Consider the following 8,824-nt stretch of genomic DNA (forward strand, 5'->3'; position numbering starts at 1 on the left):
TCACAGGCTCGGGCGTCGCCGACGAACGTGGCGTCCCAGAGATGCTCCATGATCTGCGACCTCGAGAACACGCGGCCCGGCTCCGACCCGAGGAACGCGAGCACCTTGAACTCGGAAGGGGTGACACGAACCGGCGCGCCGTCGACGGTGACCACGTGCCGGGTGAGATCGACATGAACACCTCCGACCTCGATCGTTGTCGCCGCCATGCTCACGCGGTCGAGCTCTCGGCGGCGCAGGACGGCGCGGATCCGGCTCACGAGCTCAGGTGTCGAGAACGGCTTCCCGATGTAGTCGTCGGCGCCGAGCTCGAGCCCGAGCACCCTGTCGACCTCCGCGTCCCGGGCCGTCAGCATGATGATCGGCACATCACTCTCGGCCCGGAGCGTGCGGCACACCTCGAGCCCCGAGAGTACGGGCATCATCACGTCCAGGATCACGACCTCGAACGCTGCAGCTCGCGCGGTGTCCAGAGCTGCTTGCCCGTCTGCAGCCGTCCGCACGTCGAACCCTTCACGGCGGAGTGCGTACGCGACCGTCTCCCGCAGGTCGCGCTCGTCGTCGACGAGAAGGATGCGTGCGCTCACTCAGGCTCCTGCTGTCGCTCGATCACGATCGCCGCAACCGTACCTCCACCCGAGCGTGGCTCGATCTCGATCTCGCCACCGAGGGCCACGGCGATCTCACGGACGATCGAGAGGCCGAGGCCGAACCCATCGCCATCCCGGTTCCCACCTCGGTAGAAACGGTCGAACACCAATTCGCGCTCGGCATCGTCGATACCAGGCCCACGATCGCGCACCTCGATCCGCACCTCTGCCCCAGGCGATCGGCGTGCGTCGATCTCGATCGGGCTGCCGTTGGCATGCTTCGCCGCGTTTGCGACAAGATTGCCAACGGCATGGACGAGGAGCTCACGGTGGGCGTGAACCGAGAGCCGCGGCTCGCAACTCGTCTCGACGCGAAGATCGCCCGAGAGCTCGTCGGAGACCTCGGCCAGCACCGACCCGACGTCGACCGTCTCCATCGCGAGGGGCTCGGCGTGCGTCTGGGCGCGCGCTAGAGCCAGAAGAGTGCGCACGAGCCGCGCGAGACGCTGCGACTGGCGCTCGATCACGCTGAGAAACCGGTCGCGATCATCAGGGTCGCTCTTGGCGCCATCCTGGAGGACCTCAACGGCGCTCGAGATCGCCGAGAGCGGCGTTCGCAACTCGTGTGCGGCATTGGCGACGAACTCGCGCTCGGCCCGCTCGCGGCGAACGCTTACCGTCACGTCCGTGATCACGAGGAGAGCGGTGTCCGTGGAATCGCGCGCCGGGACACCGGCGACGGCGAACGTGAATCCCTCGCGGGGAGAGACGCGGAACATGGCCGCCCGGCTGCCTTTCTCGAACAGCGAGGCGGCGAACGCGTGCACGTCAACGCCGGGCCAGAGCGTTGGAAGCATCGAACCGGCGGCCAGCTTCCGCCGGCCCAGCAGTAACTCTGCGCGGGAGTTGGCAAACACGACCGCGAGCGATGAGTCGATGGCGATCACGCCTTCCTGCAGCTGCTCGAGGAGATCCCGAAGCCGGTCGCGCTCCGCCTCGAGGCTTGCGAACGAGTCCCGTAGCGTGCGCCGCATCTGCTCGACGGACTCCGCCAGCTGACCCAGCTCGTCGTGGAACCGGATCTCCAACGGTTCGTCGAAGTGACCAGCCTGGATTCGCGCTGCTGCTCTGCCGATCCGCCGCAGCCGCGCCGCTATCAACATCGCGATCGAGATTCCGGCGAGCGCTCCAACGGCGATCGCGACCAACAGCGTCCGGGCGAGCTCTCCACGCACGATGTTGCCCGCTGCCACGAGATCGGGTCGGGAGGCGACAGCGACGAGCGTCGCCGCATCGTTACCTCGCAGGGGCAGCCCGACGACGATCCGCCGTCCGTCCGACACCGAGTTCATCGACCGGCTGCCCGCGATCGAGCCCTGGACGACCGCGTCGAGGTCGGGGACGGATTCGACCGCGACGCCGTGCGAGCTCGGAGCGGTCAGGAGTCGGCCGCGGTCGTCGAAGACGAAGATCGCGACCTGCCGCTGCCGGGCCGCAAGCGCGGTCGCGACCGCGAGGCTCTGGCCGGGCTCCCGTGACATGATCGCACCCGCCGCCGTGACAGCGCTGCCCGCGGCAAGCTCCTTGGCGCGTTCGCCAAATGCGTGCTCGCTGCGGATCGTGAGCACCTGGGCCACCGTGATCGCCGCGCCGGCAACGATGATCCCGAACACCGCCGCGAGCCACCACCGCATGCTCACTCTGAATAGCATCCTGCAGAAATAGCAGCGCTGGGCACGCGCAAGGAGGCTCGTGAGCGAACCTTTACGCTCTGCGTCGGCGCATGCCGCACATCTCCAAGAGACGATCCGCGTTCGCTAGCCATCGAGGACGGCTAACGCAGCAGGAAGGATCGGCACCGCGCATTGAACCCGCTCCAAGCGATGAAGGAGCAAACCGCGTGCGCAAGTTCGACCGGGCGCATCACCTCGATTCGATCCGGTTCACCCGCCGACCCGGATCATCTTCCGATTCACGAACTCCTCGGTGGCGTAACGGCCGAGCTCGCGGCCGAAGCCGGAGCGCTTGACGCCGCCGAACGGGAGCTCGGCTGCATCTGCGCCGACGACGTTCACGAAGACCATCCCGGCCTCGATTCGATCGGCGACCCGCAATGCCTGATCGGGGTCGGTGGTAAAGACGTACGAGCCGAGCCCGTAGGGCGTGTCGTTCGCGACCGCGACAGCCTCGTCCTCGGAATCGACGCGATAGACGATCGCGATCGGCCCGAAGAACTCCTCCAGGTGGGCACTATTGCCGGGAGTGACTCCCGTGAGGACGCCGGGCGAGACGAAGTTGCCGTCCCGTGTTCCACCGACGAGGGTGGCACCCCCTGCCACCGCCCGGCGCAACTGGTCTTCGAGTCTGTCGGCGGCGGTCGCCGAGGAGAGGGGGCCCATCTCGGCGTCGGGCGAGAACGGGTCGCCGGGTTCGACCGCTGTTAGCGCGTCCGTCAGCTTGCGTACGAACGATTCGTAGAGGTCGGCCGCGACAACGAAGCGCTTGGCAGCGTTGCAGGACTGGCCTGCGTTGTCGAGCCGGGCAGCGACCGCGGACTCCACGACACCGTCGAGGTCATCCGTGCTCAGCAGCACGAACGGATCCGAGCCACCGAGCTCGAGCACGACCTTCTTGAGGTTGCGTCCCGCGATCTCTGCGACTGCCGCGCCCGCTCGCTCCGAGCCGGTCACCGAGACACCGTGCACCCGCGGATCGGCAATGACGCCAGCGATCTGGTCGTTCGTCGCGTAGATGTTCGTGTACGCCCCTCCCGGGAAGCCGGCGTCGTCGTAGATGGCCTGGATTGCGGCGGCCGACTCCGGGCATTGCGACGCGTGCTTCAGCAGGATCGTGTTGCCCACGACGAGGTTTGGCCCGGCGAAACGCGCGACCTGGTAGTACGGGAAGTTCCACGGCATGATCCCGAGGATCACGCCGACGGAGCTCCGACGAACGAACGCCGAACCGTCTCCGTCGGAGAGGCTGATCGGTTCATCCGCCAGCAAGGTTGCCGCGTTGTCCGCGTAGTACTCGTAGATCGCGGCGCAGAAGTCGACCTCACCGAGGGCCTGCTCGATCGGCTTGCCCATCTCGCGGCCGATGATCTCTGCGAGCGCGTCGCGCCGTTCCGTGTGAAGCTCGCCAACGCGGCGGACCAGGGCGGCACGCTCCTCGATCGTCGCCGCGCGCGACCACTCGCTGTGAGCCCGATCCGCTGTCGCGATCGCGTCCGCGAGCTCCGCATCGCCGATCGTCGGGTATGTCTTGCCGAGTTCACCCGTTGCCGGATTGGTCACCGCATAGTCGCTCACATCGTCCTCCTGCTCGGTCGTCACGCTGCCGGGGAATTCGGTCTCGAGAAGCACTGGGACAGTACCTGGGTTGTCGCGTCAAGAACGGTATACACAGGGTCGATTCCTGCCTGGGGTATCGCAGAGCAGGCAGCCCCTCGGCAGTGTTCGGCGGCTGACGGACTCCTGCCGAAGTCGGCCGACGAGCTCGCAGGCAAGGGCTCAACGGGTTCACGTCGTTCCGAGACGATGCGGGAGCCCGTTCGACAACGACCGGATCTCGGGCGTCGACGAGACGCCCGAGACGCAAAGTCCGCCACGGTCAGCCGCCAATCCGATCAGCTCTGAATGCGGCCCGTCTCGTAGGCCCACATCGTGATCTCGACCCGGTTTCGCGCATCGAGTTTCGCCATGAGGCTCGCGAGATGCGTCTTCACGGTGCTGAGACTGATGAACAGCTCCGCGGCGATCTCGGCGTTCGTGTGGCCACTCGCCACCGCGACGAGAATCTCCTCCTCCCGCGCGGTGAGTGGCTCATGCGGCTGGGCCAGTGCTCGCGCGCGATCGGTGGAGGAGAACTCTGCGAGGAGCCGCACCGTGACGTTCGGCGCGATCAGTGCATCGCCGCTCGCGGCAGCATGAATCGCCTGGATCAGAAGTTCGGGGCCGGCGTCCTTCAGTAGAAAACCACGCGCGCCGGCCTTCAGCGCGCCGTGCACGTACTCGTCGAGGTCGAAGGTCGTGATCACGACGACCGCCAAAGGATCCGCCACGTCGTGCCCGGCCAGCTGACGGGTCGCCTCGATCCCGTCCAGCTCGGGCATCCTGATGTCGAACAGGCAGACGTCGGGGCGCAGGCTCCGGGCGAGCGCCACGGCGGCACGCCCATCTGCCGCCTCGCCGACGACCTCGATGTCGGGCTGGGCGTCGAGGATCATGCGCAGCCCTGTCCGGATGATCTCCTGGTCGTCCGCAATGACCACTCTGATGCTCACGCGAGCGAAACTCCCCGCGGCACGACTGCAGAAACGGTCCAGCCCCGCACGGGTGAAGGGCCGGCTTCGAGCGTGCCCCCGAGCAGCGTGGCACGCTCGGTCATTCCGGCGAGACCGTAGCCCGCGATCCCCGATTCCGGGCGGCTCGTGCCGTCGTCCTCGACGGTAAGACGTACTGCAGCGTCGTCCCCTACGACGCGCACCGTGATGCAGGTCGCGCCGCGCGCGTGGCGCGTCGCGTTGGTGATCGACTCCTGCGCGATGCGGTAGATCGCGGCGTCGACCGACGGCCCGAGGTCGTGAAGATCGCCCTGGATGTCCACCTCGATCCGAGGCGGCCCGTCGAACGCCGTGGCGAGCTGCTCGATGTCGGCCACGCCCGGCGTCGGCGCGAGGTCGGCGTGCTCTCCCTTGCGCAGAACACCGACGATCAGTCGCATCTCCGCGAGCGCCCGCGAGGCTTCGTCCTCGATCACCGCGAGAGCATCGACAGCCGCGTTCGGATCGGTCTTCGAGAGGTAGCGGCCGGCCTGAGCGCGGAGGATGACGGCAGAGACGTGATGGGCAACGCTGTCGTGCAGGTCCCGGGCGAGGTGCTCGCGCTCCCGGAGCTTGACCTGCTCGAGGCTTCGCTCTCGTGACACGAGGACAGCACGGACTGCCGTACCGAGCGCCGCGGGAGAGAGCAGGAACACCAACGCGACGATCGCTTCGACAACGCCCGTGAAGTCGCCGATGATCGCGAGCGTGTACGACGTGAGCATGAAACCGAGGCCGATGACGATCTCCCGGCCGGAGCCGAAGCGAAAGAGCGCGTAGGGGAGCAGCACGACGAACGCGGTTGTGTAGAGCCCCGGGGGCCGCACACCGGCGACGAGCGCCGAGGCGTCCAGCGCCGCGAGCGCACCGAACGCGATCCCGACGGACGCAAGAGGGTGCGTGCGGCGCACGAGCAGCGTGAACACGAGCGCCACGCAGAGCACGAGGGCTGCGGGCCGCCAAACGACATCAGCGCGGAGGACTCCCTCGCCGATCGCAGTCGGCACGAGCACTGCGACGAGCACCCAGTCGCGCCAGACCCGCTTCGGTGGGTGCGGGACTCGGGGCTCGGCCCACAGTTGACGGAGGGCGGTGCTGACCATCGACCCAGCGTAGCTCTCTCCATCAGCGGGCGACATCGGACGAAAGGATGAGCCGAAGACCGTTCCATCGGCCATCCCGATCGGGCCGAGAAGCCGATGTGCGAGGCGCCGCCGAGGCTCACGATGACATTGGTCAGTCACCGACTGACGCTCATCAACCGCCGAGTGGAAGGTATGCCGATGTCGAGAGCCCTCTACCTGATCGGTGGGTTTGCAGCCCGCCGCCCGTTCACGGTCATCGCATCGTGGCTTCTTCTCGCCACGCTCCTGATCGTGGCGGCCGGCACCTTCGGCCAGCGGCTCAGCGACTCCTTCACTGCGCCCGGCCTCGACTCGCAGAAGGCGACCGACATGCTCGCCTCGGCCCGGTCCGATCAGGCAGGGCTCACGGCCCAGGTCGTCGTGACCCTGCACGGCAACGGTGACACGTTCCGCAACTCCGCAGCTGCCCACGCCGCTCTCGCTGGCCTCGAAGCCTCAATCGCAGGCCTGCCCCATGTGCTCCGAACGAGCCGCCCGGCCGGAGATCTTGCAGCCGGGCGCGCGCCGCTCCTCGGGGAGATGTCGGCTGACGGACGGGTTGCCATCATCCGCGTTCAGTACCCGGAGATCGAACGTCTCTCTGCCGATGATCTGGCGAACCTCAAGGGCCTCGTCGCCGACTCCCGGGTGGGATCGACACTCCAGATCGAGGCCGGCGGCGACCTCTTCGCAGCGTTCGAGGCAGCCGAGACGAATATCGGAGAGATCATCGGCCTTCTCGTCGCAGCGATCATCCTCCTCCTCGCGTTCGGGTCGATCATCGCCATGGGGCTGCCGATCGGGATCGCGCTCTTCGGCATTGCTATCGGGGTCAGCTCGATGGGACTCCTCGCCTATCTCGTGGACGTCCCCAGCTGGGCACCCGTCCTTGCGAGCATGGTCGGTCTGGGCGTGGGAATCGACTACGCGCTCTTCCTCGTGACCCGCCACCGCGGCTACCTCGCCGACGGCCTGACGGTCGAGGAGTCGGCCGCCCGCGCCGTCTCCACCGCCGGCCAGGCCGTGGTCTTCGCCGGCGGCACCGTCGTCGTCGCCATTCTCGGCCTCGCGGTGGCCGGCGTCCCGGCAATGACCGCCGCTGGGATGGCTGTCGCTCTGGTCGTGCTGATCATGGTTCTCGCGTCGATCACGCTCCTGCCGGCTCTCCTTCGCCTAGCCGGGCATCGCATCAACGGAATCCGACGACGGCCGGACGCAAGACCGAAAGGCGAGAAAGCCGAGCGACGATGGGAGCGCTGGGGACTGCACGTCTGTCGGCACCCCTGGCCGTATCTGGTCGGCGTTGGCGGCGTGCTGGTCGCGCTCACGGTGCCGGTCCTCGGCCTCCAGGTGGGCATGCCAGACGACGGCTCGCTCCCCGGAAGCCGCACCGAGCGGCGGGCCTACGACCTCGCCGCACAAGCGTTCGGCCCGGGGTTCAACGGCCCACTGCTCGTCGCCGTCGATGCCTCGCGGACCCCGTCCGTCGTCGGCCCGCTGCGCGACGCCATCGCCGCCGACCACGGAGTTGCTGCGATCGCGCCAATCGAGAGGTACGCCGGAGTCGCCACGCTTGTCGTCTTCCCGACGACCGGCCCCCAGGACGCCGCGACCTCCGCCACGATGCGACGACTTCGTGAAAACGTCCTCCCACGAGTCCTCGGCGACGGCCCTGCAGTCGCTCACGTCGGTGGGCGCACCGCAAGCGTTGTCGACATCGGACAACGGGTGCAGGATCGACTCCCGCTCTTCATTGCCGCCGTGGTCACGTTGTCGTTCCTACTCCTGACGCTCGTCTTTCGATCGATCATCGTGCCGCTCAAGGCTGCGCTTCTCAACCTGCTCGGCGTCGGCGCCGCCTACGGGGTGCTCGTGATGGTGTTCCAGTGGGGTTGGGGAGCCGGCCTGATCGGGCTGGAATCCGAGGTGCCGATCGTCTCGCTCCTGCCCATGTTCATGTTCGCGATCCTCTTCGGGCTCTCGATGGACTACGAGGTCTTCCTCCTCTCTCGCGTGCGGGAGGAGTATCTGATCTCGGGAGACAATCGACAATCGATCGCCCGGGGCATCTCGAGCACCGCACGGGTGATCACGTCGGCGGCATTGATCATGGTCTCGGTCTTCCTCGGCTTCGTTCTCGGCGACGACCCTGGAACGAAGATGTTCGGCCTCGGTCTCGCGATCGCGATTTTCATCGACGCCACGCTCGTGCGGATGGTCCTCGTGCCGGCCACGATGAGCCTCCTCGGCGACGCCAACTGGTGGCTCCCTCGCTGGCTCGACCACCGGTTGCCGTCCATCGACGGCACGGCATCGCCTGTCGATGCCTCGTCAGCCGCGTAGGGAGCGACTCCCCACGTCCAGCTCTCGACGACACGCTCGTACGCGCCGGTTGCCTCGGCGTGTGCAAGCGCATTGGGTGAGAGGTCACAGCCCACAATCGAGGTGAATCCGGTCGCCGGAGCGCGCGTACGGATCGGCCCGTGCCGCAGCCGACGTAGGATCAGAGGCATGACCTATGCGTTTCCCCCGGGCGGGATGCCTCCGTCGAGCGACGATCCTTCACGGTCGGGTGCGATCATCACCACGGCGTACGCGTTCATCCCCGGCGGCGCGATGCGCGACATCGTGGCAAGCGAGCTGCCGGGCTGGACGGGGACACGAGCCTGGATTCTCGCCCGCCCCCTCTCGGGCTTCGCCGAGACGTTCGCCCAGTACGCCGTCGAGGTCGTGCCCGGCGGTGGAAGCGACAGCCCCGAGCCCGACACAGGTGCCGAGGCGGCGAT

Annotated in this window: 6 protein-coding genes and 1 pseudogene; 2 read left to right on the forward strand and 5 right to left on the reverse strand. The window is 67.5% G+C overall.

Annotated elements, in window-relative coordinates:
• The 5 genes from ABIR74_RS08560 to ABIR74_RS08580 form a co-directional block, all read right to left on the reverse strand.
• On the reverse strand, positions 1-587 hold a 587-nt coding region (locus tag ABIR74_RS08560; protein ID WP_348177058.1), incomplete at its 3' end, for a response regulator transcription factor.
• Positions 584-2,284: an ATP-binding protein gene (locus tag ABIR74_RS08565; protein WP_348177067.1), complete on the reverse strand. Its 1,701-nt coding sequence runs from the start codon at positions 2,282-2,284 to the stop codon at positions 584-586. The genes ABIR74_RS08560 and ABIR74_RS08565, both read right to left, overlap by 4 nt.
• A 249-nt stretch (positions 2,285-2,533) precedes the next feature.
• Positions 2,534-3,901, reverse strand: a complete 1,368-nt coding sequence (locus ABIR74_RS08570; protein WP_348177069.1) for an NAD-dependent succinate-semialdehyde dehydrogenase — start codon at positions 3,899-3,901, stop codon at positions 2,534-2,536.
• Between the two features lie 317 nt (positions 3,902-4,218).
• Positions 4,219-4,875, reverse strand: a complete 657-nt coding sequence (locus ABIR74_RS08575; protein ID WP_348177060.1) for a response regulator transcription factor — start codon at positions 4,873-4,875, stop codon at positions 4,219-4,221.
• Positions 4,872-6,017: a sensor histidine kinase gene (locus ABIR74_RS08580; RefSeq protein WP_348177062.1), complete on the reverse strand. Its 1,146-nt coding sequence runs from the start codon at positions 6,015-6,017 to the stop codon at positions 4,872-4,874. Before ABIR74_RS08580 ends, ABIR74_RS08575 begins: the two co-directional genes overlap by 4 nt.
• Positions 6,018-6,197: 180 nt before the next feature.
• On the opposite strand from ABIR74_RS08580, the gene ABIR74_RS08585 reads away from it, so the two are divergent.
• Positions 6,198-8,381 carry an MMPL family transporter gene (locus ABIR74_RS08585; RefSeq protein ID WP_348177064.1) on the forward strand — a complete coding sequence of 728 codons (2,184 nt, stop codon included), beginning with the start codon at positions 6,198-6,200 and terminating at the stop codon, positions 8,379-8,381.
• A gap of 168 nt (positions 8,382-8,549) precedes the next feature.
• Positions 8,550-8,824: pseudogene (locus tag ABIR74_RS08590) on the forward strand ((S)-ureidoglycine aminohydrolase); the annotation flags it as partial.

It is taken from the genome of Gaiella sp. (assembly GCF_039915195.1).
Lineage (GTDB): Bacteria > Actinomycetota > Thermoleophilia > Gaiellales > Gaiellaceae > Gaiella.